General features: G+C 71.7%; 22 protein-coding genes and 1 pseudogene. 10 read left to right on the top strand and 13 right to left on the bottom strand.

The genetic code is table 11. From position 1 onward, the window contains the following. Positions 1–24 precede the first annotated feature (24 nt). Both ABKA17_RS31990 and ABKA17_RS31995 read right to left on the bottom strand, forming a co-directional pair. Complete coding sequence (locus tag ABKA17_RS31990; protein WP_353695787.1) at positions 25–1,215, bottom strand: acyl-CoA dehydrogenase family protein; 1,191 nt, start codon at positions 1,213–1,215, stop codon at positions 25–27. An 89-nt stretch (positions 1,216–1,304) separates the two neighbouring features. Continuing rightward, positions 1,305–2,903: an MFS transporter gene (locus ABKA17_RS31995; protein ID WP_353695788.1), complete on the bottom strand. Its 1,599-nt coding sequence runs from the start codon at positions 2,901–2,903 to the stop codon at positions 1,305–1,307. 263 nt (positions 2,904–3,166) lie between these two features. Between ABKA17_RS31995 and ABKA17_RS32000 the strand changes: the two genes are divergently transcribed. After that, a complete protein-coding gene (locus ABKA17_RS32000) occupies positions 3,167–4,348 on the top strand; it encodes a glycosyltransferase family 39 protein (RefSeq protein ID WP_353695789.1) in 1,182 nt (393 codons plus the stop codon). Between the two features lie 238 nt (positions 4,349–4,586). Next, complete coding sequence (locus ABKA17_RS32005; RefSeq protein ID WP_353695790.1) at positions 4,587–5,585, top strand: phosphatase PAP2 family protein; 999 nt, start codon at positions 4,587–4,589, stop codon at positions 5,583–5,585. Positions 5,586–5,684: 99 nt separating this feature from the next. Here ABKA17_RS32005 and ABKA17_RS32010 read toward each other — a convergent pair whose 3' ends face one another. Continuing rightward, entirely contained in the window at positions 5,685–5,900 is a 216-nt protein-coding gene (locus ABKA17_RS32010) for an I78 family peptidase inhibitor (RefSeq protein WP_353695791.1), read from the bottom strand. Between the two features lie 419 nt (positions 5,901–6,319). Between ABKA17_RS32010 and ctaD the strand changes: the two are divergent. Then, positions 6,320–7,891, top strand: a pseudogene (gene ctaD / locus ABKA17_RS32015) (aa3-type cytochrome oxidase subunit I); the annotation flags it as partial. Here the strand turns inward: ctaD and ABKA17_RS32020 are convergent. Then, a complete protein-coding gene (locus ABKA17_RS32020) occupies positions 7,890–8,930 on the bottom strand; it encodes a helix-turn-helix transcriptional regulator (RefSeq protein ID WP_353695792.1) in 1,041 nt (346 codons plus the stop codon). The pseudogene ctaD and the gene ABKA17_RS32020 sit on opposite strands and share 2 nt — an antisense overlap. Before the next feature lie 62 nt (positions 8,931–8,992). Here ABKA17_RS32020 and ABKA17_RS32025 point away from each other — a divergent pair, with 62 nt between their 5' ends. Then, positions 8,993–10,126, top strand: a complete 1,134-nt coding sequence (locus ABKA17_RS32025; protein WP_353695793.1) for an epoxide hydrolase family protein — start codon at positions 8,993–8,995, stop codon at positions 10,124–10,126. 18 nt (positions 10,127–10,144) lie between these two features. On the opposite strand, the gene ABKA17_RS32030 is transcribed toward ABKA17_RS32025, so the two are convergent. Continuing rightward, positions 10,145–11,437, bottom strand: a complete 1,293-nt coding sequence (locus ABKA17_RS32030; RefSeq protein ID WP_353695794.1) for an ABC transporter substrate-binding protein — start codon at positions 11,435–11,437, stop codon at positions 10,145–10,147. Further along, complete coding sequence (locus ABKA17_RS32035) at positions 11,406–11,957, bottom strand: MTB12 C-terminal domain-containing protein (RefSeq protein WP_353695795.1); 552 nt, start codon at positions 11,955–11,957, stop codon at positions 11,406–11,408. Before ABKA17_RS32035 ends, ABKA17_RS32030 begins: the two co-directional genes overlap by 32 nt. 123 nt (positions 11,958–12,080) lie before the next feature. On the opposite strand from ABKA17_RS32035, the gene ABKA17_RS32040 reads away from it, so the two are divergent. From ABKA17_RS32040 to ABKA17_RS32050, 3 genes are read left to right on the top strand one after another with little or no spacing between them, the layout of a single operon-like run. Then, on the top strand, positions 12,081–12,551 hold the full coding sequence (locus ABKA17_RS32040; RefSeq protein WP_353695796.1) for a hypothetical protein: 471 nt from the start codon (positions 12,081–12,083) through the stop codon (positions 12,549–12,551). Next, a complete protein-coding gene (locus ABKA17_RS32045) occupies positions 12,551–15,163 on the top strand; it encodes an ABC transporter permease subunit (RefSeq protein ID WP_353695797.1) in 2,613 nt (870 codons plus the stop codon). Before ABKA17_RS32040 ends, ABKA17_RS32045 begins: the two co-directional genes overlap by 1 nt. Further along, the gene (locus tag ABKA17_RS32050; protein ID WP_353695798.1) at positions 15,160–15,843 is read left to right on the top strand and encodes an ATP-binding cassette domain-containing protein; all 684 of its coding nucleotides are present in this window, start codon (positions 15,160–15,162) and stop codon (positions 15,841–15,843) included. Before ABKA17_RS32045 ends, ABKA17_RS32050 begins: the two co-directional genes overlap by 4 nt. On the opposite strand, the gene ABKA17_RS32055 is transcribed toward ABKA17_RS32050, so the two are convergent. After that, positions 15,776–16,393 (bottom strand): transglycosylase family protein, encoded by a 618-nt coding sequence (locus ABKA17_RS32055; protein ID WP_353695799.1) that lies wholly within the window; start codon positions 16,391–16,393, stop codon positions 15,776–15,778. The genes ABKA17_RS32050 and ABKA17_RS32055 overlap by 68 nt on opposite strands. Before the next feature lie 120 nt (positions 16,394–16,513). After that, positions 16,514–17,143, bottom strand: coding sequence for a LysM peptidoglycan-binding domain-containing protein (locus ABKA17_RS32060; protein ID WP_353695800.1), 630 nt, complete (start codon positions 17,141–17,143; stop codon positions 16,514–16,516). Positions 17,144–17,650: 507 nt separating this feature from the next. Here ABKA17_RS32060 and ABKA17_RS32065 point away from each other — a divergent pair. Both ABKA17_RS32065 and ABKA17_RS32070 read left to right on the top strand, forming a co-directional pair. Beyond that, positions 17,651–18,433 (top strand): DUF8842 C-terminal domain-containing protein, encoded by a 783-nt coding sequence (locus ABKA17_RS32065; RefSeq protein ID WP_353695801.1) that lies wholly within the window; start codon positions 17,651–17,653, stop codon positions 18,431–18,433. An 80-nt stretch (positions 18,434–18,513) separates the two neighbouring features. Continuing rightward, a complete protein-coding gene (locus ABKA17_RS32070; protein WP_353695802.1) occupies positions 18,514–18,909 on the top strand; it encodes a hypothetical protein in 396 nt (131 codons plus the stop codon). Between the two features lie 52 nt (positions 18,910–18,961). Here ABKA17_RS32070 and der read toward each other — a convergent pair whose 3' ends face one another. The 5 genes from der to aroH form a co-directional block, all read right to left on the bottom strand. Continuing rightward, positions 18,962–20,440, bottom strand: coding sequence for a ribosome biogenesis GTPase Der (gene der, locus ABKA17_RS32075; protein ID WP_353695803.1), 1,479 nt, complete (start codon positions 20,438–20,440; stop codon positions 18,962–18,964). 80 nt (positions 20,441–20,520) lie between these two features. Further along, the gene (locus ABKA17_RS32080; protein WP_353695850.1) at positions 20,521–21,108 is read right to left on the bottom strand and encodes a lysophospholipid acyltransferase family protein; all 588 of its coding nucleotides are present in this window, start codon (positions 21,106–21,108) and stop codon (positions 20,521–20,523) included. A gap of 71 nt (positions 21,109–21,179) precedes the next feature. Continuing rightward, on the bottom strand, positions 21,180–21,866 hold the full coding sequence (cmk, locus tag ABKA17_RS32085) for a (d)CMP kinase (RefSeq protein ID WP_353695804.1): 687 nt from the start codon (positions 21,864–21,866) through the stop codon (positions 21,180–21,182). A gap of 108 nt (positions 21,867–21,974) precedes the next feature. Next, entirely contained in the window at positions 21,975–23,060 is a 1,086-nt protein-coding gene (locus ABKA17_RS32090) for a prephenate dehydrogenase (RefSeq protein WP_353695805.1), read from the bottom strand. Then, positions 23,057–23,419 (bottom strand): chorismate mutase, encoded by a 363-nt coding sequence (aroH, locus tag ABKA17_RS32095; protein WP_353695806.1) that lies wholly within the window; start codon positions 23,417–23,419, stop codon positions 23,057–23,059. The genes ABKA17_RS32090 and aroH overlap by 4 nt, the downstream gene beginning before the upstream one ends. Before the next feature lie 240 nt (positions 23,420–23,659). Between aroH and ABKA17_RS32100 the strand changes: the two genes are divergently transcribed. Then, positions 23,660–24,316 carry a hypothetical protein gene (locus tag ABKA17_RS32100; RefSeq protein ID WP_353695807.1) on the top strand — a complete coding sequence of 219 codons (657 nt, stop codon included), beginning with the start codon at positions 23,660–23,662 and terminating at the stop codon, positions 24,314–24,316. Positions 24,317–24,331 lie beyond the last annotated feature (15 nt).

Genomic DNA, 24,331 nt, shown 5'->3' on the forward strand with positions numbered 1-24,331 from the left:
ACCGAAAGGCTTCGACGGAGAGGCTTACCGGAACGCGTCGAGCCCGGTGAGCGCCTTGCCCAGTACCAGCTGATGCATCTCGACGGTGCCCTCGTAGGTGAGCACCGACTCCAGGTTGGTCGCGTGCCGCATGACGGGGTATTCGAGGGAGATCCCGTTGGCACCGAGGATGGTGCGCGACGTCCGGCAGATCTCGATCGCCTCCCGCACGTTGTTCAGCTTGCCGAAGCTGACCTGCTCCGGACGCAGCCGGCCGGCGTCCATGCGCCGCCCCAGGTGGTGGGCGAGCAGAATCCCCTTGTGCAGTTCGACCGCCATGTCGGCGAGCTTGGCCTGGGTAAGCTGGAAGCCACCGATGGGCCGCCCGAACTGCTCCCGCGACTTCGCGTAGTCGACGGCCGACTCCAGACAGGACCGCGCCGCCCCCATCGCCCCCCAGACGATCCCGTACCGGGCGTGCGACAGACAGCTCAGCGGGCCCTTGAGCCCGACGACCTCCGGCAGCACCGCGTCGGCGGGCAACCGTACGTCGTCGAGGACGAGTTCGCTGGTGACGGAGGCCCGCAGCGACCACTTGTGCTTGATCTCGGGCGCCGAGAACCCGGCCGCGTCGGTCGGTACGACGAATCCGCGGATCCCCTCGTCGGTCTGCGCCCACACCACGGCGACCCCGGCGACGGACCCGTTGGTGATCCACATCTTGCGCCCGTTGAGGACCCAGTCCGTGCCGTCCTTCTTCGCGTACGTCCGCATGGAGGCGGGGTCGGATCCGTGGTCGGGCTCGGTCAGCCCGAAGCAGCCGATGATCTCGCCGGCGGCCATGCCCGGCAGCCAGGCCTGCTTCTGCTCCTCGGAGCCGAAGCGGTGGATGGCGTACATGGCGAGGGAACCCTGCACGGAGACGAGGGAGCGGATCCCGGAGTCGGCGGCCTCCAGCTCCAGACAGGCGAGCCCGTACTGCACGGCGCTCGCCCCGGCGCACCCGTAGCCGGTGAGCGACATCCCGAGCGCCCCGATCCCGCCGAGCTCACGGGCGAGTTCACGGATGCCGGGCAGCTCGCCGCTCTCGTACCACTCGGCGACATACGGCAGCACGCGGTCGGCCGCCCAGGACCGCACGGTGTCCCGGATCGCCAGGTCCTCCGGGTCCAGCAGGTCGTCGATGCCGAGCGGATCGGCGGGATCGAACGGGGGCAGCTTCGCGGACGCGGACATGGGGCACCCTCCGGCGACTAAAAACTAGCAGCGCTAGTTACGACTCTGCGGCCGACGTTACGGGTGCAGTGTCGCGCACGTCCAGTACCTCAGGCGGAGACGCGGGACTCGGCGACTTCCCGGGGCGCGGGAACCTCGACGGCGACCGTCGGCTCGCACTGCATGGTCCGCGGCAGCCGCAGCGCCATCACCGCGCCGAGCAGCAGCAGGCCCGCGCTGACCAGCAGCGTGACATGCAGTCCGTGCACGAAACAGTCCCGCGCGGTGCGGCGCAGGGTCTCTCCCGCCGAACCGCCGAGCCGCCCGGCGATCTCGTAGGCCTCGCCGAGCGAGTGCCCCGCCCGAGCCGAGTCGGCGGCCGGGACGCCCTGCACCGAGGAGAGTCCGGGCGCGTACGCCGCGTTCATCACGCTGCCGAGGAGCGCGATGCCGATGCCGGCGCCCAGTTGGTACGAGGTCTCGCCGATCGCCGCGGCCCCGCCCGCCTGCTCCGGCGGAGCCTCGCTCAGCATCGACTCGTACGCCCCGAAGAGCGTGGTCTCCAGGCCGAAGCCCAGCAGGACGAAACCGAAGAGCAGCAGAGGCGCGTTGTCCTCGCCGCCCATGGCCAGCAGGGTCAGCACGGCCAGCGCCGTCAGGACGAAACCGAAGCAGACCATGCGGCGCGGGCCGAACCGCCGCAGCATCCGCGCGCCGGCCAGTCCGGACGCCATCGCCGCGACGGTCAGCGGCAGCAGCCGCAGCCCCGTCTCGAGCGGGGACAGTCCCAGCACGAGCTGGAGGTACTGGGCCGCGATCAGTTCCAGGCCCACCAGCGCGAGCATCGCCAGCACGATGCAGCCGACGGAGGTGCTGAAGGCCGGCCGGGAGAACATCCCCAGGTCCACCAGCGGATGGCTGCGGCTGCGCTGCCGTCGTACGAAGAGGACCAGCAGCGCGGCGCCCACGAGCAGCGGCAGCGCCGTGATCTCGTCGAGCTCTCCGCTGCCGAGCCGCTTCACGCCGAGGACCAGGGCGAACAGGCCCGCCGCGGCCGTCAGGGCGCCGACCACGTCCCAGGGACCCTGGCCCGACCCCTTCGACTCGGGCAGCAGAAGCCGGCCCACCGGCAGGCTGACCAGCATCAGCGGGATGTTGACGAGGAAGACCGAGCCCCACCAGAAGTGCTCGAGGAGGAAGCCGCCGAGCAGCGGGCCGACGGCCGCGCCGACCGCGGCGACCGCGCTCCAGATGCCGATGGCGAGGGCGCGCTCACGCCGGTCGGGGAAGACCTGGCGCAGGATCGAGAGCGTGGCGGGCATGATCATCGCGCCGCCGACGCCGAGCAGGGCCCGGGCCAGGATCAGCACCTGCGCGTTGTCGGCGAGGGCTGCCAGACCGGAGGCGACGCCGAACAGGGCGTAGCCGAGCAGGAGGATCCGTCTGCGGCCGACACGGTCGCCGAGGGTGCCGAAGAGGATCAGCAGCGAGGCGCAGACGAGGGGGTAGACGTCGACGATCCAGAGCAGCTCTATCGCGCCGGGCTTGAGGTCCTCGGTGACGGCGGGGACCGCCACGTGCAGCACGGTCGCGTCGACCGCGACCAGCAGCAGGCTCACACAGAGGACGACGAGGACGACCCAGCGGTTGGCACCGGCGCCGGCCGCCCGACGGCGCAGCGCAGCGGCGGCCGTGGTCGTCCCGGACATGCACGTACCTCCCAGATGTTCCCTCGCGATCGGCGGGCACACGGGGTGGGGACTCCCCGTGATCTCGGCCGGAGAGGAGCGGTGATCTCCGGCCCGCGCAACGAAGGCGAGTGACACGTCAGCGTACGCGAGTTCACGCGTCGGCCAAGTGGTGGACCTCTCACACTCCGCGCCGAACCCGTGTGGCGTACGCCACTACCCTTCCCCTGCTGATACGCCCCAGGCGGGCCCCGCGGTTCGGGCGGCCCTCGATAATCGGATCCGTGACCGATCTTGAGACGCGCCCGGCGCCGACGCCGAGCGCCCTGCGCCGCGCCGCCCCGGCCCTCCTCGGGTACGCGGCCGTCCGTGCCCTGGGCCTGCTCACCCTGACCCTGTGGAGCGCGGCGCGCGACAAGAGCGCGTACACACTGCTGACGGCCCGCTGGGACTCCCTCTGGTACACGAGGGTCGCCGAGCTGGGATACGGCTACGAGGTGCGCCTGCCCAACGGCGACGTCCACTCCAACCTGGCCTTCTTCCCGCTGCTGCCCTGGCTGGAGCGGGGCCTCGCCGCGATCTCCCCCTTGTCCTACGCCGACGCCGGCTTCGTCGTCAGCCTGCTCGCCTCGCTCGCCGCGGCCTGGGGGATCTTCGCGGTCGCGGACCATGTGTACGGCCGTAGGGCCGGGGTCTGCGCCGTGCTGGTCTGGGCGCTGCTGCCGGTGGGGATCGTGCAGTCGATGGCGTACAGCGAGTCGCTGTTCACCGCCCTCGCCGCGTGGTCGCTGTACGCGGTGCTGACGGGCCGCTGGGTGCTCGCGGGCGCCCTGGCGTCCCTGGCGGGCCTGACCCGTCCGGTGGGGCTCGCGGTGGTCGCCGCGGTGTGGGTGACGGCGATCGCCTCGTTCGTACGGGACCGAAATGCGGCGCGGGCGGACAGCACCCCCGCCCTGACCCCCGCCCCCGTCCTGCCCCGAGCCCTCGGCATGCTCCTCGCCCCCCTCGGCGCCGCCGGTTACGTCCTCTGGGTCGGTCACCGCACCGGGAAGGGCCCGCTCGGCTATCTCGACGTCCAGGCGGGTTGGCGCAACGGGTTCGACGGGGGCTACGCCTTCGCCCGCTTCGTCGGCGAGAAGTTCGCCTCCTTCCCGTCGGCCCTCGCCGGGGTGGGGCTGATCATCGGGGTCGGCCTGGTGGTGTGGCTGTACGTCATCTGCGTACGGCAGCGTCAGCCGCTGCCGCTCCTGGTGTACGCCGGGGTCGTCACCGCGCTCGCCCTGTGCGCGTCGAGCTACTTCGGCTCGAAACCGCGCCTGTTGCTTCCCGCCTTCCCCCTTCTGTTCCCGCTCGCCCTCGCGCTGGCGAGGCTGCGCACCTCCCGGTCGGTGCTGGTGGTGGGCGGTATCGCGCTCGCGTCGGCCGTGTACGGGGCGTTCTGGCTGAACGGCTCGGGTCCGCCATGATCGACTCGCGGGGTCCGATGAGCGGCCGGATAATTCCGCCCCATCATTCGGTGAACGAATTCATAAGCGCCCATAAACCGGAACCCGGAATGATCAAAGGAATTGAAGGAGGTAACCGGACCGGATAGTGGATTCCTCGGAAATAAACCTCTTCCTGAGAGGAATCCCACATCACATCGTCATCACAAAGCCGTGGATTCGACGGGCATCCGACCTCACTCGCTGTAACGTCGATTGGGTGCGTACCGAACGAAACCTCACCCGTCTGGACCGGGTGTTCGCCAGGCTGGACCGTGAGCCGGAACGACCGGCCCACATCGACATGCCGAAAATGTCCCGGCACCGGGTCGCGCTGATCGCCGGAGGCCTCGCCTTCTACCTGGCGATCGTGTGGCTCGTGGTCGACACATCGTGGCTGGTCCGCCTGGACTGGCAGGTCATGTTCTTCCGGCCGTACCAGCAGTGGGCGGAGATCCACTGGTTCGTGGACTACTACGTGGTGCTCGGCCAGCGCGGCCCGACCGCGGTGATGGTCGCGGCCTGGCTGGGCTGGCGCTCCTGGCGGCAGCACACCCTGCGGCCGCTGCTCACCCTGGGCGCCTCGCTGCTGCTGCTGAACATCACCGTCGGCGCCGCCAAGCTGGGCATGGGCCGGCTCGGCCCGCACTACGCGACCACCATCGGCGCGAACGAGATGGGCCTGGGCGGCGATATATTTCCCAGCGGCCACACCGCGAACGCCGTGGTGACCTGGGGCATCCTGGCCTATCTGGCCTCCACCCCGAGAGCCCGCAGATGGCTGTCCGCCGTCTCCGCGGTGACCTCGCTCGGCGTCGGCCTCGCCACCGTCTACCTCGGCACGCACTGGCTGAGCGACGTGCTGCTCGGCTGGGTCGCGGGGCTGCTGATCCTGCTGGCGCTGCCGTGGTGCGAGCCGCTCATCGCCCGCACCGAGAACGCCATCTTCGACCTGCGCGACCGCTGGCGGGCCGGCCGTACGGCTCCCGCGACCGTCCATCCCGTCGAGGTCCCGATGCCGCTCAAGCCGCGCACCCCCGCCACCCAGAGCGAGCCCGCGGCCCGCTCGGCCCGGACGCCCGTCCATCTGGCACCGGGCCCCCACACGGCCCGCTCGGAGCGCACCCCGATCACCCCGGTCGGCCCTCGCCGGCCGCCCCAGCCGGACCGCGTCGCACGCGGCACGACCTCGGCGGCCCGCCCCCTGACAGGCGGCTAGTCGGCGGACGGCGGGGACGGTACGCACACACCCACCCCGCACCGACGGCCCCGGTTCCGCTCCAGGAACCGGGGCCGTCGTCGTCCGCCACGAGGTGCGTCAGCCCTTCCAGGCGCGGGCCACGCGGCCGTCCTTCACCTCGAAGTTCAGCCGGCCGGCGCGGTACTCCATCGTGATGATCGCCCCCGGGGGCAGCGAGCGCACGGTCGACCAGCCCTTGCCTCGGGCGAGCCGCTCGGCACTGTCGGAGTCCAGGCCGACGTAGGCGTCCGGGCTGTCGTGGGGTTCGGCGGGTGGTGTCGGTATCGGTGCCATACGGCCACGCTAGGCCCTGTCCACGGCACGGGGCCAGGAATCAGGACACTGTGGGTCACTGATCCCTCTCCGGTCACGCTTCTGTCACAGGATGCCGACAGCCGTTTCCGCCGGAGATACATCAGCCGCTACCGCGGCGGGTGTCACACGTACGGGCGGTTCCGTAGGCCTTCCGCGCGCAATCGAACGTAATTCCCGCGTGTCGGAGCCGCTCCGCGAATAACCGGACGGAAAGTGCCGGAAGACGTGCCGTCGGAGCCTTTCCATTCCGATTCGGTGTGGGATCGCGGGAGCTGACACCGCGTAGGAAAAACACGGATCCGACACAGAACCCCCGTACGCCCCCTGTCGCCGTACGCGACGACGCGAGCATCATGACGGCGGACCCGGGACGCGACGAGCGAAGGGGCGAGCGAGCGATGGGGACCGAGACCGTGCAGACGACGGTGCGACCCGTACCGACCAAGCACCACGGCCGGGTGATCGTCGACTGGCTGACCACCACGGACCACAAGAAGATCGGCCATCTCTACCTGATCACGTCGTTCGTGTTCTTCCTGATCGGCGGGCTGATGGCGCTGCTGATGCGCGCCGAACTCGCCCGCCCCGGGCTCCAGATCATCGACAACCAGCAGTTCAACCAGCTGTTCACGATGCACGGCACGATCATGCTGCTGCTCTTCGCGACCCCGAGCTTCGCGGGCTTCGCCAACGAGCTGATGCCGCTCCAGATCGGCGCGCCCGACGTGGCCTTCCCACGGCTGAACATGCTGTCGTACTGGCTGTTCCTCTTCGGCGGGCTGATCGTGCTGGGCTCGCTGCTGGTGCCCTCGGGGCCCGCGGCCTTCGGCTGGTTCGCCTACGCGCCGCTCAACAGCCTGGAGCGCTCGCCCGGCGTCGGCGCCGATCTGTGGATCATGGGCCTGGCGCTGGCCGGCTTCGGCACGATCCTCGGCGCGGTCAACTTCATCACCACCATCATCGGGATGCGCGCGCCCGGCATGACGATGTTCCGGATGCCGATCTTCACCTGGAACACGCTGTTCACGTCGATCCTGATCCTGATGGCGTTCCCGGTGCTGGCGGCCGCGCTGCTGGTGCTGGAGGCGGACCGGCGCTTCGGCTCCCAGGTGTTCGAGGCCGCCAACGGCGGGGCGCTGCTGTGGCAGCACCTGTTCTGGTTCTTCGGCCATCCCGAGGTGTACATCATCGCGCTGCCGTTCTTCGGCATCATCACGGAGATCCTCCCGGTCTTCAGCCGCAAGCCGCTCTTCGGCTATCTGACGCTGGTCGGCGCGACGATGGCGATCACCGGCCTGTCGGTGGTGGTGTGGGCGCACCACATGTTCGTCACGGGCGCGGTGCTGCTGCCGTTCTTCGCCTTCATGACGTTCCTCATCGCCGTCCCGACCGGGGTGAAGTTCTTCAACTGGATCGGCACCATGATCAGGGGCTCGCTGTCCTTCGAGACGCCGATGCTGTGGGCGACGGGCTTCCTGGTGACGTTCCTGTTCGGCGGTCTGACCGGGGTGATCCTGGCGGCACCGCCGCTGGACTTCCATGTCTCCGACTCGTACTTCGTGGTCGCCCACTTCCACTACGTCGTCTTCGGCACGGTCGTCTTCGCGATCTTCGGCGGCTGCTACTTCTGGTGGCCCAAGTTCACCGGCAAGATGCTCGACGAACGCCTCGGCAAGATCCAGTTCTGGACGCTGTTCGTCGGCTTCCACACCACGTTCCTGGTGCAGCACTGGCTGGGCGCGGAGGGCATGCCGCGCCGGTACGCCGACTATCTCGCCGCCGACGGGTTCACCGCGCTCAACACGATCTCGACGATCGGCGCCTTCCTGCTGGGCATCTCCACGCTGCCGTTCCTCTACAACGTCTGGAAGACCGCCAAGTACGGCGAGAAGGTCGAGGTCGACGACCCCTGGGGCTACGGCCGCTCCCTGGAGTGGGCGACCTCCTGTCCGCCGCCGCGGCACAACTTCACGACGCTGCCCCGGATCCGCTCCGAGTCACCGGCGTTCGACCTGCACCATCCCGAGTACGCGGCGCTGACCCCTCAGCCCGAGCCAAAGAGCGAGCAAGCCGGTCGTGAGCCGTCCTGATCGCCTCGGTCAGCTCGGCGGGCTCCAGCACCTCGAACTCGAAGCCCATCAGCATCACGTGGATCACCATCACGTCCAGGCTCGCGGCCCCGGTGCGCAGGACGCAGGCGTCCGGGCCGTCGGCCTCCAGTTGCCCGGCGCTCGGTGAGACCCGCTCGGCCGCCTCCTCGATCGGCACCAGCAGCCGGATGACGGCGTGCGCGGCGTACGCGCGCGTGGAGACGCCCCGGGAGACGAACGCGGCGAGGTCCTCGGCCGGCGGTGTGCGCGGGGTGAAGCGGGGCCCGTGCGGCGGCTTCGGGGTGATGCGGTCGACGCGGAAGGTCCGCCAGTCGTCGCGGTCGAGGTCCCAGGCGACCAGGTACCAGCGGCGCTCGGTGCAGACCAGGCGGTGGGGTTCGACGGTACGGCGGCTGGGCTCCCCGTGGTGACTGCGGTACTCGAAGCGCAGGCGCTCGGCGTCCCGGCAGAGGTGGGCGAGCTCGGTCAGCACGGCCGGGTCGACGGTGGAGGGCTGCGGTCCCCTCAGCATCGGCACGGTGAAGGCGTTCAGGGCGCCCACCCGGCGGCGCAGCCGGCTCGGCAGCACCTGCTCCAGCTTGGCGAGGGCGCGCACCGAGGTCTCACCGATGCCCTCGATGCCCTGTCCGGCGGCCGTGCGCAGCCCGACGGCCACGGCGACCGCCTCGTCGTCGTCCAGGAGCAGCGGCGGCAGCTCGGCACCCGCGCCCAGCTGGTAGCCGCCACCGGTGCCGGGGCTGGCGTTGACCGGGTAACCCAGCTCGCGCAGCCGGTCCACGTCCCGGCGCACGGTGCGCGGGGTGACGCCGAGCCGGTCGGCGAGGTCGGCGCCGGACCAGTCGCGGTGGGCCTGGAGAAGCGAGAGCAGGCGCAGAAGTCGTGCCGAGGTCTCCAACATGAAAGCGAGTCTGGCAGGGATTGCGGACAGTCGCTGTCCGCAAGGGTTCCTACCTTGGACTCATGGCAGACAACAGCGTGCACAGCTACCGGATCGACATCCCCCAGGGCCGGCTGGACGACCTCCACACCCGCCTGGACCTGACCCGCTGGCCGGACGAACTGCCGGACGCGGGCTGGGAGTACGGCGCCTCACTGCCGTATCTCCGCGACCTCGCGACCTACTGGCGCAGTGGCTACGACTGGCGCAAGCACGAGGCGGCCCTCAACGAGATCCCGCAGTTCGTCACGGAGATCGACGGCGCCCAGGTGCACTTCCTGCACATCCGCTCCACGGCGCCGGACGCGCTGCCGCTGATCCTGACGCACGGCTGGCCGGGCTCGGTGGTGGAGTTCCTCGGCCTGATCGACCGGCTCGGCGACACCTTCCACCTGGTGATCCCGTCCCTCCCGGGCTTCGGGTTCTCCGGGCCCACCCGCGAGAAGGGCTGGAACGTCAACCGGGTCGCCCGCGCGTGGGCCGAGTTGATGCGCAGGCTCGGCTACGAGCGCTACGGCGCCCAGGGCGGCGACGTCGGCGCGCTGGTCTCGCCGGCACTCGCCCGGGTCGCCCCCGAGGCGGTGCTCGGCGTCCATGTGAACGCCGCGTCGGTCGGCTTCATCCCGCTCGGCCCGGTCGACGAGGAGGCCAGGCAGGGGCTGACCGACCGTGAGCTGCGGAGCCTCGCGAGCATCGCCGAGTTCACCACGGACGGCTTCGGCTACAACGCCCTCCAGTCCACCCGCCCACAGACCCTCTCCTACGCCCTCACCGACTCCCCCGTCGGCCAGCTCGCCTGGATCATGGAGAAGTTCCAGGCGTGGACCCATTCCTCGGCCGCGCTGCCCGAGGACGCGATCGACCGGGACACGCTGCTCACCAACGTGATGCTGTACTGGCTGACGGGGACGGCCGGTTCGGCGGCCCGCATGTACTACGAGAACAGCCACGTCGGCGACTGGTTCCCGGTGTCGAACTCCGGAGTTCCGACCGCGGTGGCCAACTTCGGCGAGGACGTGGCGATCCGCCGCTGGGCCGAGCAGGCCAACACCCTGGCCCGTTGGACGGAGTTCGACCGCGGCGGCCACTTCGCCGCCCTGGAGGTCCCGGAGCTGCTCGCCGCCGACGTCAGGGAGTTCTTCGCCTCACTGAGGTGACGCGACGAACCGGGCGGGTCAGTAGGGCAGTTGCGGCACGTCGAAGCAGGTGTCGTCCATGTCGCCCTGTGACTCCCATCCCGTGCCGTCCCGCCACCGGGCCACCGACAGACACGTCCTGCGGGTCGTCGGTGGCTCGGCCAGCCGGTCGAACCGGACGGGCACCAGCAGCCCGTCGGCGGTCCAGTCCTCGCTGCGGTCCATGTACGCGTCCACGCACGCGCGCGTGACGCCGCCCTCCGCCTTGGCGCAGGCCTCGGCGGCCTCCGTGAACCACATCGCGGCGGCCCACCCCTCCAACTGCCACTGGGAATGGGTCTTCAGCCCCTTGGTCGCGTCCCGGAACTCCCGTACCGCCTCGTGGCCGGTGTCCTCGTAGTTGCGGCTGGACCCGGTGGCCCACAGGGCGTTGCGGCAGTTCGGGGAGTCCTTGTAGGCGTCGGGGACGGCGGAGCTCCAGTTCTGCACGTTGGTGACCTTGGCGGTGACCCGGACGCCGACGTCGTCCATCGCCTCGCACAGCCGGGCGTTGCCGTGCGCGTCTATGGCGTCGAAGACCAGGTCCGCCCCCTGCTCCTTGAGGTCGGCGGCGACCGCGCGGAAGTTGGGCAGCGCGAAGTCGACCTGCTCGCTCACCACCTTGTAGCCCTCGGCTTCGAGACCCCGCTCGACGAGCCGGGCGTAGGCGGCCGAGGCGGCCTGGTTGTAGGAGACGACGGCAGCCGTACGCGCCCCGTGCTCGCGCTTGAAGTACCGGTAGACCTCGGTGCCGCCGTACTGCTTGCCGTCCCAGCCCTTGGTGCCGTCGCGGGGCGCGAGGCTGCCGTAGACGCCGTACAGGTGGGGGTAGGTGTCGTAGGCGGCGCCGATGGGCTGGCCGCCGATGTCGGGCACGCGCGCGTGGGAGACCCGGGAGGCGCCCGCGTAGTCGAGGGCGGTGGTGGCGACCAGGGCCACCACCTCGTCCTCGTCGATCAGCCGGTGCACACAGGTGTTGTTGCCGACGCCGCTGCCCCCGTCGTCGCACTCGCGGACCTCCACCCGGCGCCCGTCGATGCCCCCGCGCGCGTTGAGCCGGTCGAACCAGGCCTTGGCCCCGTCGCGCGGGTCGACGAAGGTGTCGCCGCCGACCGGGCTGGTGGCGCTGGTGACGATGCCGACGCGGATCGGCGCGCTGTCCGGTGCGGGGCCGGAGCGCTCCCCGTGCCCGAAGTCGCTCTCCGGCAGCCGGCTGCCGCAGGCCGCGCTCAGGGCGAGCAGCAGCACCGCGGCGACGGCCTCAGCAGCCCGGCAGGGCCGACGCCGACGCATTGCCGCTCAGCTGGACCAGCGCGCACAGCGTGTTGACGGACACCTTCCAGGTGCCGTCCTGCTCGACGGCCGTCCCCTTGGTGTCGGGCAGGGCGGTGGCACCGTTCAGGAGCAGCGTGTACGTGACGGTCGCCTGGGTCGGTGAGCCGAACTCCACGTCGGTGACCTGGGTATCGACCTGTCCGCCGCGCTTGTCACCGCTGAAGGCCGCCAGGACCGGCCCCATCTTGTCACCGTTCTCCAGGACGGCCTGTTTCTCCTTGGTGGAGGTCTTCGGGTCGAAGAACTTCTCCCAGTTCTCCTTGACCTCCTTCTCGGCCGCCGCCTGGTCGGCGGGCCCACTGGCCGGCGCGCTCGTCGGCGGCGCGCTGGTCGTCGTCTCCGGGGTCGGAGTCACGGACGGGCTCTCGTTCCCGCCGCTGTCGTCGCTGCACGCCGTGAGGGCCGCGGCGAGGACGAACACCGTCGCCACCAGCCCTCGGCTGCCGTTCCCCCACTTGCGGTCGCTCCCGAGAACCATCTGGCTCACCACCGGGTGTCGGTCCGGGCCATGTGCGCCCGGTGCTTTCAGGGTCAGCTTCCAGAAGGCATAGTGCAAAAGATTGGCCGCCATGGACAGGCACACGACATGTGGGAGCCAGAGATGCGGACAGCCCGACTACGGACCGTGCACCCCGTCCTGTGGGCCGGCTGGGCCGCGCTCGCCACGGGCGCGGTGCTGTGCGTCATCGGCTGGTACGGCATCTCGGGCGAGCGTTACGCCGAACGGCAGCTGCCCTACCTGGCCTCCTGCACCGTTCCCGGCGCAGCGCTGATCATCGCGGGGGCCGTACTGCTGGCGCACGGCCGCAACACGATCGCCGCGCTGCGCGTGGAGGAGCTGTACGGCCTGCTGGTGGCCACCGAGCCCGAGGACGATCCCGCGCGTCCGGCCACCGCTCCCCTGGCCGTCAGCGGCGACCTGCTGATGGTGCCGGGCGGCACCCTGTGGCACCGCGCGGACTGTCCGCTGGTCTCCGGGAAGGTGGAGGCCGTGCCGGTGGACGCCAAGCTGGTGGCGAGCGGCGAGCTGGGTCCCTGCCCCATCTGCGAGCCGGTCGAGGAAACCGACTGATGTCCTCGCTCACCTACGACCTCACACTCGCCGGACTCTCGGTCGGCAGCGCCGCCGCGCTCACCGGGATCGGCCTGATCGTGACGTACCGGGCGACCGGCGTCCTGAACTTCGCGCACGGGGCGATCGCCATGGTGTGCGCGTACGCGCTGCGGAGTTGCGTCGTGGAGTGGGGCTGGCCGCTGTGGGCGGGCGCGACGGTGACGCTGCTGGTCCTCGCGCCCGGGATCGGGTTGGCGCTGGAACGGTTCGTCTTCCGGCCGCTCGCGGTCCTGGGCGGCGACCCGGCGCAGACCCTGGTCGCGTCGATCGGCGTGTTCGTGCTGCTGGTGGGCGGGGCGGCGCTGGTGTGGGGGCAGGGGGCGCGGGACGACGCGCCGGAGCTGGTGTCGGCGGATCCGTGGGGACAGCTGGCCGTCGTCCTGGTCCTGTCCGTGGCCGTCGGGACACTGATCCGCTGGACGCGCTTCGGCCGGGAGCTGCGGGCGGTGGTCGACGACCGGCAACTGGCGGTCCTGGGCGGGATCGACGCGGACCGGGTGGCCGCGGCGGGCTGGGCGTTCGGCTCGTTCACGGCGGGCCTGACGGGCGTACTCCTGGCGCCATATGTGCGCCTGGACCCGTACGGTCTGCCGCTGCTGGTGATGGAGGTGGTGGCGGTCGCGGTGGCGGCCCGGATGCGGAGCCTGCCGGTCGCCGTGGTGGTCGCGCTGGGCATCGGGGTGGCGCAGAGCCAGCTGACCCGGCTGCATCCGTCGGGCTGGGGCGAGCCGTTGCTCCAGGCGGTGGGGGCGAACCTGTTCGTGGTGGCGCTGCTGGTCGCGGCGCTCGCACTCCCCCGTGTCGGCGGCCGCGACGCCCTGCCGCGCACGGCCACCGCGCGCGTGCCGACGCCGCCGGGCGCGTGGATCGTGGCGGTGGTCCTGTTCCTGCTCCCGCTCGGCTTCGCGGGCCCGGATCTGACGACGTCGGTACAGGTGCCGGCGCTGGGTGTGGTGCTGCTGTCGCTGGTGGTGGTCACGGGCCGGGGCGGCCAGATCTCGCTGGGGCAGGCGGCCTACGCCGGACTGGGCGCCCTGTTCACCGCGCTCCTGGCGGCCGGCCGCTTCCCGGGACTGCCCCGACTGCCCGAGTTGGCCGCACTGGCGCTGGCGGTCGTGCTGGTGGCGCCCCTCGGCCTTCTGACGGGCTGGCCGGCGATCAGCCGCCGGGGCCTGGCGCTGGCGCTGGCCACCTTCGCGGTGGGCGTCGGCGTGAGCCGCTTCGTCTTCGCCCAGCCCTACGCCACCTCGGGGCTGTCACTGGGGCGCCCGTCGGGCTTCGACGGCGACCGCGCGTACTACGCCCTGGAGTTGGCGCTGCTGGCGGCGGCCCTGCTGGCGACCCGCCTGCTCCGTACGGGCCGCACGGGCCGGGCGCTGGCGGCGATGCGCGACCACGAGGCGGGCGCTCAGGCGGCGGGCGTCCGGGTGCCGTCCCTGAAACTCCTGGCGTTCGTCGCGGGCGCGGCCCTGGCCGCCCTCGGCGGCGGCATGCTCGGCATGGGCCTGCGCGCCTTCGACCCCGGCGCCTTCGACCCCGTGCGCGGGCTGCTGTGGTTCGCCGCGGTGGTGGTCCTGGGCGCCGACAGCACGCTGGGCGCGCTCCTGGCGGCGGCCCTGCTGGTCGGACTGGACGCGGGGGCGCGGGGCGGCATGGCGGCGGCCCTGATCGGCGTACTGGCGGTGCTGGTGGGCCGGTTCCCGGGCGGCCCGTACGAGGCGCTGCGGACGGCGGCGGGGCGGCTGCGGCTGCGCCGGGCGGTGGTGCTGACGCCGCTCGGGGAGGGGGTTCGGGCGAGGCTGCGGCCGGTGGAGCCGCGGTCGCCGCGGATCCCGGCGCCGCCGGCGACCGTCGCCGCACGTCCGGCGGAGTCACCCGCACGCACGCTCGAGGCCCGCGGCCTCCGGGCCCGTTACGGCGGCTTCACCGCCCTGGACGGCGTCGACCTGGACATCCCGCCCGGCCGGGTCACCGCGGTCATCGGGCCCAACGGCGCGGGCAAGAGCACCCTGTTCCACTGCCTGGCCGGAACGCTCACGCCGACCGGCGGCCTGATCCTCCTCGGCACCCGGGACATCACCTCCCTGCCCGCCCATGCCCGCACCCGCCTCGGGGTCGCCCGCACCTTCCAGCAGCTCGCGATCTTCCCGTCGTTGACCGTGGCCGAAAACGTCCGTGTGGGCGCCGAGCAGGGCCGTGTCCCCGATCCGGCCGCCGTCGGGCGCACCCTGCGGCTCCTCGCCCTGGACGGCCCGGTCCGCGAACTCCCCGCCGCCGGCCTCCCCACCGGCACCCTGCGCCGCACGGAGCTCGCCCGGGCCCTCGCCGGCGCCCCGCGCGTACTCCTCCTCGACGAACCCGCCGCCGGTCTGGACACCGCCGAAGTCACCGCGCTGGCCCGCGTCCTGAAGGCGCTGGCCGCCGACGGCACGGCCCTGCTGGTGGTGGAGCACGACCTCGACCTGGTCGCCGACCTCGCCGACGTCGTCCACGTCATGACGGCGGGCCGCATCATCGCCTCGGGCCCCCCGGAACACGTCCTGGACACCCTGCGGACGGCCACCCCATGACGCCGACCACCCTCTCGCTCCGCCACGCGCGCGTGCGCTACGGCCCCCTGGAGGCCCTGCACGGCATCACCCTCGCCGCCCCCGGCCCCGGCCTCACCGTCCTCCTGGGCCGCAACGGCAGCGGCCGTACGACCGCGCTGCGCGCCCTCGCCGGCACCGTGCCGCTCTCCGGCGGCGCCGTGGTGTGGGACGGCACCGACGTGACCCGGATGCCCGCCCACGAACGCGCCCGGCGCGGTGTGTGCCTGGTCCCCGAACGGCAGGCGGTGTTCGGCTCCCTGACGGTGCGCGAGAACCTGACGCTGGCCGCCCCCTCGTACGACCGTGCCCTCGACGCCTATCCGCAGCTCGCGGCCCTGCTGCCGCGCCGCGCCGGCACCCTGTCCGGCGGTGAGCAGCGCATGCTCGCGCTCTCCCGCGCGCTGCTGGCACGCGCGCGCGTGGTGCTCGTCGACGAACCCGCGCAGGGCATGTCACCGGCGGTCGCGGCCCGCACCTACGACCTGCTGAGCGGCCTCGACGCGTGCGTGGTCGTCGCCGAGCAGCGGCTGCCGCCGGTCCCGCACGGCCGGGCGACGCTGGTCTACGAACTGCGCCGCGGCACGGTCGTGTTCAGCGGAGAGGCGGCCGAACTGGACCCGCCGACAAGGGCGGCCCGAACACGGCCGAACTCCGGATAGCGCTCTCGGTGTCCTTCGGGAGGGCCAGCATCGTGCCCACGTTCAACCGGCCCGGATCGCGGCCGATCATGTCCTTGTTGGCCAGGTAGAGCGCCTGCCAGCCGCCCGGGACGCCGTACTCGCGGGCGATCGCCGAGAGCGTGTCGCCGGGTTTCACGGTGTGCATCCGGCCCTTGAGCCCGTACCTCTCGGCACACACCGGCCAGGCCTCCCACCCCTGCACTGCCAGCACTTCCTGAGCAACGGCGATCTGCTGCTCGCGGGTGGCGAGGTCCGCGCGCGGGGCGTACGTCAGACCGCCGAACTCCTCCCAGGTGGGCTGCCAGAACTGGAGTCCGCCGTAGAAGCCGTTGCCGGTGTCGGCGTCCCAGCGCCCGCTGCTCTCGCACAGCGCGACGCAGGACCAGGGCCACCCGTCCCGGGCGCAGTCGTACGGCACGGGCGTGGGCTGTGGCCCGGGGGCGGGGGGCGGTGGGGCCGCGAAGGCCGGGGCGGGGGCTCCGGCGAGCAGACAGACGGCGAGGAGCAGTTCGATCGGCTTGCGGTACATCGGCCCACGCTAAGCAGGGCCTCGCGCGGGGCCGTCGATACGCGGCGCAGGGTCCCGGGGGCCCCACCCGGTCGGCGGACCGAGCGGGCGGGACCCTGTGCCCGGGAAGGGGGGAGCAGCTCAGAGTTCGAGTCGCTGCCCGGGCACGATCATGTCGGGATCACCGCCGATGACGGCCTTGTTGGCGGCGTAGAGGCGCTGCCAGGTGGTCCCGTGCCGGGCGGCGATGCCACTGAGGGTTTCGCCGGCGCGGACGGTGTGGTCGCCGCGGGACGCGCCGCGGTCCGAGTGGCTCTCGGAACGCGCCGGCGCCTTCGACGGCTTGGCCGGGGCGGCCTTCGTCGTGGCCGAGCCGACGGAGACCGCGGGGGCGCTGCCGTACGCCCCGGCCCGGGCGGAACAGGTCGGCCAGGCGTTCCATCCCTGGGCGCGCTGGACCTTGGTGGCCACGGCGATCTGCTGGCCCTTGCTCGCCTTGTCCGCCGTCGCCGCGTAGGCGGTGCCGCCGTACGCGCGCCAGGTGGAGGCGGAGAACTGGAGGCCGCCGTAGTAGCCGTTTCCGGTGCTGATGTGCCAGTCGCCGCCGCTCTCGCACCGGGCGATGCGGTCCCACACCCCGCTGTCGGCCGCCGCGGCGTCGCCGGTCGCGGCCAGCAGCCCGAGCGGGGCGAGCAGGGCCGCCCCGGCGAGCGCCGCCGTCGTTCGCGCCTTACGTGTGTGGTCGCGGTTGGTATCGGCACATTCGGACATGTGAATCCCTCTCGAAGGACCCGGGTCCCCCAAGGCGGGGCACGTTCCCCGCACAGGGGCGGGCTCGTCGCGCTCCGCCCCGTCCGCCGGAGGCAGGTGCTGCGAGCTGGCTTTCGGTACGGCCGGCGGACGAACCCGAGCGGTGCTCGTTGCACACGGCCGAGGAATCTAGGGAGGGCGACCGCCCGGTATCAACCAACTCCTTGTCGTTCCAGGCCACTTCGCCGTTACCGTCGGTAGCGACTTCTTTCGGCCACCCACTTCATTCGCGGATTTCCTGATTTGTCGACCAGTCACCCAGACGATCTGTGACCCACTTCACGCAACCAACTTCCTTGGATTTCCTAGCAATTGACGGTGAGTGCCCGATTCCGCGCCCGGCGTGACCCTGTGCGCCGGATGGTTCGATTCCGTTCGCTCTGGAGCGTGACTCCCGCCACAGATCGGCCGTTGTCTTCTTCATGAGCCCGGGACTCACCCGGGCACCGCTTCCCGAGGGAGTCACCCGTGCCGCGCATGCTCGACGTCAGCGACGAGGTTCGCGCCGAGATCGGCGACGATGAGGCCGACCGGCTGCTCGCCGGAGAGAACGCCCCCGGCAGTTACGACTGCACGTCCTGCCGCACCCCGGGCGACTCCGAAGCGGAGCGCACCAGCACCGTCCTGTTCATCGGCGACGAGACCGCCGTCCTCGCCTTCGCCCACGCCACCTGTCTGCCCTCACAGGTCGTCCAGGTCACCGAGGAGCAGCTCCAGGGCGCCGTCCGCTCCATCAGCGGCGACCGCGTCGAACCGGACCCCGAGAAGGTCGTGCCCGAGCAGGCGGTGCTCGGTGTCACCAGCGGACTCGTGCTGATCGCCGGGGAGTTGCACCCGGCGCTCGTGGTCGAGCCGACGGGACCCATCGTGCGCCCCGGCACGACCGGCGCCGGCGACGACTTCCTGCCGCTGCTCATCGAGCAGGGGTTCATGCCGGTCACCGAGCTGTCCGAGGTGCCGCCGGTGCTGCACGGCTGGTCGGTCCTGCTGGCGATGGGCCAGCTGCACGCGGTCCTTCAGCCGAGCTCGAACGGCGGGCAGCCGGTCGCGTGGTGGCAGGCGCACCAGCCGCTCCAGGTCACCGAGAGCTGGCGGGCCGCGGCGAACAAGCACCAGCAGGTGCTGATGTTCGCGGCGCCGGTGGGATCGATCGGGCGTCAGCCGCGTGAGGACCTGCTGCGCGACGCGATCGACAAGGCCGCGGCGAACGGCAAGCTGGTCGCCGTGGCGATGCCGCTCGCGGGGACCTGAGCACCTGAGGCCGCGGCCCGCGCCCCCAACGGGCGCTTCCGCGGCCGCATCTCATGCTGCCCGGTGTCGTTTGGACATACGTGCACACCTACGACGTTCCCCGCCGCCAGTCCTACCAGTCGATCCCGTCCGCGCGACCGACTCCGGACCCACTGTGCGGCCCATCGGCCACGCCGATCTACGACGCGCTCTACGCCGAGTACGTCAAGTCGTTCCGCTCGCTGCCGGGTGACCGCAGTGGCGAGGAGGAGCTGGGGTTCACCGCCTTCGGAAGCCTCCCCCAGGGTCTCGACTCGTACGGGGGCCACCGGCCGGGGTCGTTCAGCAGCTCGTACAGCGCCTACAGCGCGGGTGCGCACAGCGCCCGCGTCGGGCAGCAGCAGTCGCAGTGGCAGCGCGTGGGACAGATCGGGCAGCACGGCACGATGGTGCAGCATGTGCCGGCACTGCCGCCCGGCCAGCGCCGCGGCTTCTGACGAAGCGAGAAGGGCGGCCCCGACAGGGGCCGCCCTTCTGCTGTTCCAGCGCTTACTTCTTCTTGGCGCCGCGCTTCTCGCGCACCCGCACCGAGATATGGATCGGGGTGCCCTCGAAGCCGAACTCCTCACGCAGCCGGCGCTCGATGAAGCGGCGGTAGCCCGCCTCGATGAAGCCGGAGGCGAAGAGCACGAACCGCGGCGGCTTGGTGCCGGCCTGGGTGCCGAAGAGGATGCGGGGCTGCTTGCCGCCCCGGATCGGGTGCGGGTGGGCGGCGACCAGCTCGCCGAGGAAGGCGTTCAGGCGGCCCGTCGGAACCCGGGTCTCCCAGCCGGCCAGCGCGGTCTCGATCGCCGGGACCAGCTTCTCCATGTGCCGGCCGGTGCGCGCCGAGACGTTGACCCGGGGCGCCCAGGCGACCTGGCCGAGCTCGGTCTCGATCTCCCGCTCCAGGTAGTAGCGGCGCTCCTCGTCGAGGGTGTCCCACTTGTTGTAGGCGACCACGATCGCGCGCCCGGCCTCGACGGCCATCGTCACGATCCGCTGGTCCTGCACCGAGATGGACTCGGAGGAGTCGATCAGGATGACCGCCACCTCGGCCTTCTCGACGGCGGCCGCGGTGCGCAGCGAGGCGTAGTAGTCGGCGCCCTGCTGGAGGTGGACGCGCTTGCGGATACCGGCGGTGTCGACGAACTTCCAGGTGACGCCACCGAGTTCGATGAGCTCGTCGACCGGGTCACGGGTGGTGCCCGCCATCTCGTTGACGACGACCCGCTCCTCGTTGGCGACCTTGTTCAGCAGCGAGGACTTGCCGACGTTCGGGCGGCCGATCAGGGCGATCCGGCGCGGACCGCCGATCGCGGTGCCGAAGGTCTGCGCGGGAGCCTCCGGCAGCGCCTCCAGGACGGCGTCCAGCATGTCGCCGGTGCCGCGGCCGTGCAGCGCGGAGATGGGGTGCGGCTCGCCGAGGCCGAGGGCCCACAGGTAGGCCGCGTCGGACTCACCGCTCTGGCCGTCGACCTTGTTGGCGGCGAGGACCACGGGCTTGCCGGCCTTGCGGAGCAGTCGTACGACCGCCTCGTCGGTGTCGGTCGCGCCGACCTTGGCGTCGACGACGAACACGACGGCGTCGGCGGCCTCGATCGCGTACTCGGCCTGGGCGGCCACGGAGGCGTCGATGCCGAGGACGTCCTGCTCCCAGCCGCCGGTGTCGACGACCTTGAAGCGGCGGCCCGCCCACTCGGCCTCGTAGGTGACGCGGTCGCGGGTGACGCCCGGCTTGTCCTCCACGACGGCCTCACGGCGGCCGATGATGCGGTTCACCAGCGTCGACTTGCCGACGTTCGGGCGACCGACAACGGCCAGCACGGGGAGCGGCCCGTGACCGGCCTCCTCGATCGCGCCCTCGACGTCCTCGACGTCGAAGCCCTCTTCCGCGGCGAGCTCCATGAACTCCGCGTACTCGGCATCGCCAAGCGCTCCGTGGTCGTGCTGCTCGCCCGAGCCGCCGGAGTGGATGTGGTCGTTCATGAAGTCCGTACCTCGTCGTTCATCGTGGTGATCGGTGGACCGACCGCTTCCTGATGGTCTGATCCACTACTCAGTGTCGCCTAGCGGCCGGTCAGCCGCCTGGCGTTTTCCAGGTGCGCGGTGAGCTGCTTCTGGATGCGCTCGGTCGCCTCGTCGAGCGCCTTGCGGGTACGCCGTCCGCTGCCGTCGCCCGCCTCGAACGGGTCGCCGAAGACCACGTCGACGCGGCTGCGCAACGGAGGCAGCGCCTTTATCAACCGTCCGGGCCGGTCGGAACTTCCCAGCACGGCGACCGGGACAATCGGGGCACCGCTGCGGACGGCGAAGTACGCGAGGCCGGCGCGCAGCGCGGCGAAGTCGCCCTCGCCGCGGGTGCCCTCCGGGAAGATGCCGAGGACCCCACCGGCCGAGAGGACGTCCAGGGCCTGGGTGATGGCCGTGCGGTCGGTGCCCGACCGGTCGACCTTGACCTGCCCGATGCCGAGCAGGAACGGGTCGAGCGGCCCGACGAACGCTTCCTTCTTGATCAGGAAGTGCGTCGGCCGGGGCGCGACACCCATGACCATCGGGCCGTCGACCATGTGGGAGTGGTTGACGGCGAGGATCACCGGACCGGTCGCGGGGACCCTCCAGGAGCCGAGCACGCGCGGCTTCCACAGCCCGTACATCAGGCCGACGCCGATGCGCCGCCCGACCTCGGCGCCCTTCTCGGAGGGAACGGCCTTCTCGGAGGCGGCTGTCACTTCCCGGCCCGCTTCTCCTCGACGAGGGTGACGACACACTCGATGACCTGCGTCAGCGTGAGCTCGGTGGTGTCCACCTCGACCGCGTCGTCCGCCTTGGCGAGCGGAGAGGTCTTCCGGCTGGAGTCGGCCGCGTCCCGCTTGATCAGGGCCTCGCGGGTGGCGTTGACGTCCGCGCCCTTGAGCTCACCGCTGCGGCGGGCGGCGCGGGCCTCCGGGGAGGCGGTGAGGAAGATCTTGAGGTCGGCGTCGGGCAGCACGGTCGTACCGATGTCGCGGCCCTCGACGACGATGCCCACCACGGCGGAGGCGGCGATCGAGCGCTGGAGCTCGGTGATCCGCGCCCGCACCTCGGGCACCGCGCTCACGGCGCTGACCTTGGAGGTGACCTCCTGGGTGCGGATCGCGGCGGCGACGTCGGTGCCGTCGACGGTGATCGTCGGGTCGGCCGGGTCGGTGCCGGAGAGGATCTCGGCCTTGCCGGCCACGGCCGCGATCGCGGTCGGGTCCTCGATGTCGATCCCGTTGGTCACCATCCACCACGTGATCGCCCGGTACTGGGCGCCGGTGTCCAGGTAGCTCAGACCGAGCTGCGCCGCGACGGCCTTCGACGTGCTCGACTTGCCGGTGCCGGAGGGACCGTCGATGGCGACGATCACGGGCTGGGCGGCGCCGTTTTCCACGGGGGGACACCTTCCTGGTGCGGTGTGGTGGGGTGCGGGGCGCGATGGGGCCCCGCACAAGGGTACTGGCTCGCCGGAGGCCTCCTTACTGGCGGAGGGCCGTGCCCGTCACTGACGGATGGCCCAGCCCCGCTCCCGCAGTGCCGCCGTGAGTACCGGCGCCGTCTGCGGCTCCACCATCAGCTGCACCAGACCCGCCTGCTGCCCGGTCGCGTGCTCGATGCGCACGTCCTCGATGTTGACCCCGGCCCGGCCCGCGTCGGCGAAGATACGGGCCAGCTGCCCGGGCTGGTCGTCGATGAGGACGGCCACGATCTCGTACGTCCGCGGCGCCGAGCCGTGCTTGCCGGGTACCCGCACCTGGCCGGCGTTCCCGCGCCGCAGCACGTCCTCGATGCCCACGGCTCCCGCACCGCGCTTGGCCTCGTCGGAGGACTGCAGGGCCCGCAGTGCCTGGACCGTCTCCTCCAGGTCGGCGGCGACGTCGGTGAGCAGGTCGGCGACCGGCCCGGGGTTCGCGGAGAGGATGTCGATCCACATCCGGGGGTCGGAGGCGGCGATCCGGGTCACGTCACGGATGCCCTGGCCGCACAGCCGTACGGCGGCCTCCTCGGCGTTCTCCAGACGGGCGGCGACCATGCTGGACACCAGGTGGGGCATGTGGGAGACCAGCGCGACGGCGCGGTCGTGGGCGTCGGCGTCCATCACGACCGGTACGGCACGGCAGTGCGAGACCAGTTCCAGGGCGAGGTTGAGCACCTCGGTGTCGGTGTCGCGGGTCGGCGTCAGCACCCAGGGGCGCCCCTCGAAGAGGTCGCCGGTCGCGGCCAGCGGGCCGGACTTCTCGCGTCCCGACATGGGGTGCGTGCCGATGTACGAGGCGAGGTCGAGGCCGAGCGCCTCCAGCTCGCGGCGCGGGCCGCCCTTGACGCTGGCCACGTCGATGTAGCCGCGGGCCACGCCCCGGCGCATGGCGTCGGCGAGCACTCCGGCGACATGGGCGGGCGGGGCGGCGACGATCGCGAGGTCGACGGGCCCCTCGGGCGCCTCGTCGGTGCCGGCGCCGAGCGCGGCGGCGGTCCGGGCCTGCTCGGGGTCGTGGTCGGCGAGGTGGACCTGGACGCCCCGGCTGACCAGGGCGAGGGCGGCGGAGGTGCCGATGAGGCCGGTGCCGACGACGAGTGCGGTTCTCACTGGGCGATGTCCTTGCGCAGAGCGCCGGCGGCACCCAGGTAGACGTGGTTGATCTCGGTGCGGGACCGGTCGGACTCTATGTGCGCCAGGATCCGCACGACGCGGGGCATGGCGCCCTCTATGTCGAGCTCTTGGGCACAGATCAGCGGGACGTCCACGATGCCGAGCTTGCGGGCGGCGGCCGCAGGGAAGTCGCTGTGCAGGTCCGGCGTGGCCGTGAACCAGATGCTGATCAGGTCGTCCGCCGTGAGGTCGTTCCGCTCCAGGACGGCGGTGAGCAGGGCTCCGACCTGCTCGTCCATGTGACCGGCCTCGTCCCGTTCGAGCTGGACGGCGCCCCGGACCGCTCGTACCGCCACGGTGATGCTCCTCGCTGATGTACGGCTCTTGTGTCCATCCAGCCTAGTCAGCCCGTGTCGGGCGGGTGCGCGCCGCCCGCCCGCTGAGACACCTGCGGGGACTGCCGGCCGAACCCTGACAATGTCACCCGAACGCCACAGCTCCGCTACTTGGGGAGGAAACACACCGGTGCGCCCCTGGACTCGGGCCCCCCGGTCCGCTCTCATGGGCAGCAAGCTCGCCTCGGGGGAGGCCCCTTCATGAAGCGCTCCGGACCGCTGCTCACCCTTCTCGCCGGCCTGCTGGTAGGCCTGTTCATGTTGTCGCTCAACGCGACGACCGGCGAGAAGACCACGTCGTCGTCGGTGGCCCAGTCGCCCAGCACGAAGGCGTCACCGAGCCCCGCGCCCACCACGTCGGCGCCCTCGCCGACCCCGTCGAAGTCCCCGCAGCCCGACGCCGACTACGCGGGCCGTACCGACGACGACTCCTCCGCGATCGCGGTGTCCCTGCGCAACGGCCGGGCGATCGCGTACTTCTGCGACGGCCGGGACAAGGAGTCCTGGCTCAAGGGCGACGTCGAGGACGACGGCACGATGAAGCTCACCGGCAAGGGCGGCTCCGAGCTGAACGGCACCCTCAAGGAGGGCAAGCGGATCAGCGGCACCGTCGACATCGGCGGCGGGCACTACACCTTCACCGCCGACAAGGCGATCAAGCCGTCCGGGCTGTACCGGGCGACGGCCACCGTGCGGGACGCGAAGTTCGACGGCGGCTGGATCGTGCTGAAGGACGGCAGCCAGGTCGGCATCCTCAACAAGGACGGCAAGCCCTCCCCCGCACCCGAGATCGACCCGGCGACCGGTGTGGTGACGGTCGACGGACAGCAGCTCACGGCCCGCCCCGTCACCCCCTGAACTCCAGTCCGTACG

It is taken from the genome of Streptomyces sp. RG80 (genome assembly GCF_040446465.1).
Taxonomy (GTDB): Bacteria; Actinomycetota; Actinomycetes; order Streptomycetales; family Streptomycetaceae; genus Streptomyces.

What these genes read in the sequence shown, in the direction of transcription:
- ABKA17_RS31990 (WP_353695787.1), bottom strand. Translation starts at nt 1,215, where the DNA reads ATGTCCGCGTCCGCGAAGCTGCCCCCGTTCGATCCCGCCGATCCGCTC.
- ABKA17_RS31995 (WP_353695788.1), bottom strand. Translation starts at nt 2,903, where the DNA reads ATGTCCGGGACGACCACGGCCGCCGCTGCGCTGCGCCGTCGGGCGGCC.
- ABKA17_RS32010 (WP_353695791.1), bottom strand. Translation starts at nt 5,900, where the DNA reads ATGGCACCGATACCGACACCACCCGCCGAACCCCACGACAGCCCGGAC.
- ABKA17_RS32020 (WP_353695792.1), bottom strand. Translation starts at nt 8,930, where the DNA reads ATGTTGGAGACCTCGGCACGACTTCTGCGCCTGCTCTCGCTTCTCCAG.
- ABKA17_RS32025 (WP_353695793.1), top strand. Translation starts at nt 8,993, where the DNA reads ATGGCAGACAACAGCGTGCACAGCTACCGGATCGACATCCCCCAGGGC.
- ABKA17_RS32030 (WP_353695794.1), bottom strand. Translation starts at nt 11,437, where the DNA reads ATGCGTCGGCGTCGGCCCTGCCGGGCTGCTGAGGCCGTCGCCGCGGTG.
- ABKA17_RS32035 (WP_353695795.1), bottom strand. Translation starts at nt 11,957, where the DNA reads ATGGTTCTCGGGAGCGACCGCAAGTGGGGGAACGGCAGCCGAGGGCTG.
- ABKA17_RS32040 (WP_353695796.1), top strand. Translation starts at nt 12,081, where the DNA reads ATGCGGACAGCCCGACTACGGACCGTGCACCCCGTCCTGTGGGCCGGC.
- ABKA17_RS32045 (WP_353695797.1), top strand. Translation starts at nt 12,551, where the DNA reads ATGTCCTCGCTCACCTACGACCTCACACTCGCCGGACTCTCGGTCGGC.
- ABKA17_RS32050 (WP_353695798.1), top strand. Translation starts at nt 15,160, where the DNA reads ATGACGCCGACCACCCTCTCGCTCCGCCACGCGCGCGTGCGCTACGGC.
- ABKA17_RS32055 (WP_353695799.1), bottom strand. Translation starts at nt 16,393, where the DNA reads ATGTACCGCAAGCCGATCGAACTGCTCCTCGCCGTCTGTCTGCTCGCC.
- ABKA17_RS32060 (WP_353695800.1), bottom strand. Translation starts at nt 17,143, where the DNA reads ATGTCCGAATGTGCCGATACCAACCGCGACCACACACGTAAGGCGCGA.
- der (WP_353695803.1), bottom strand. Translation starts at nt 20,440, where the DNA reads ATGAACGACCACATCCACTCCGGCGGCTCGGGCGAGCAGCACGACCAC.
- ABKA17_RS32080 (WP_353695850.1), bottom strand. Translation starts at nt 21,108, where the DNA reads ATGTACGGGCTGTGGAAGCCGCGCGTGCTCGGCTCCTGGAGGGTCCCC.
- ABKA17_RS32100 (WP_353695807.1), top strand. Translation starts at nt 23,660, where the DNA reads ATGAAGCGCTCCGGACCGCTGCTCACCCTTCTCGCCGGCCTGCTGGTA.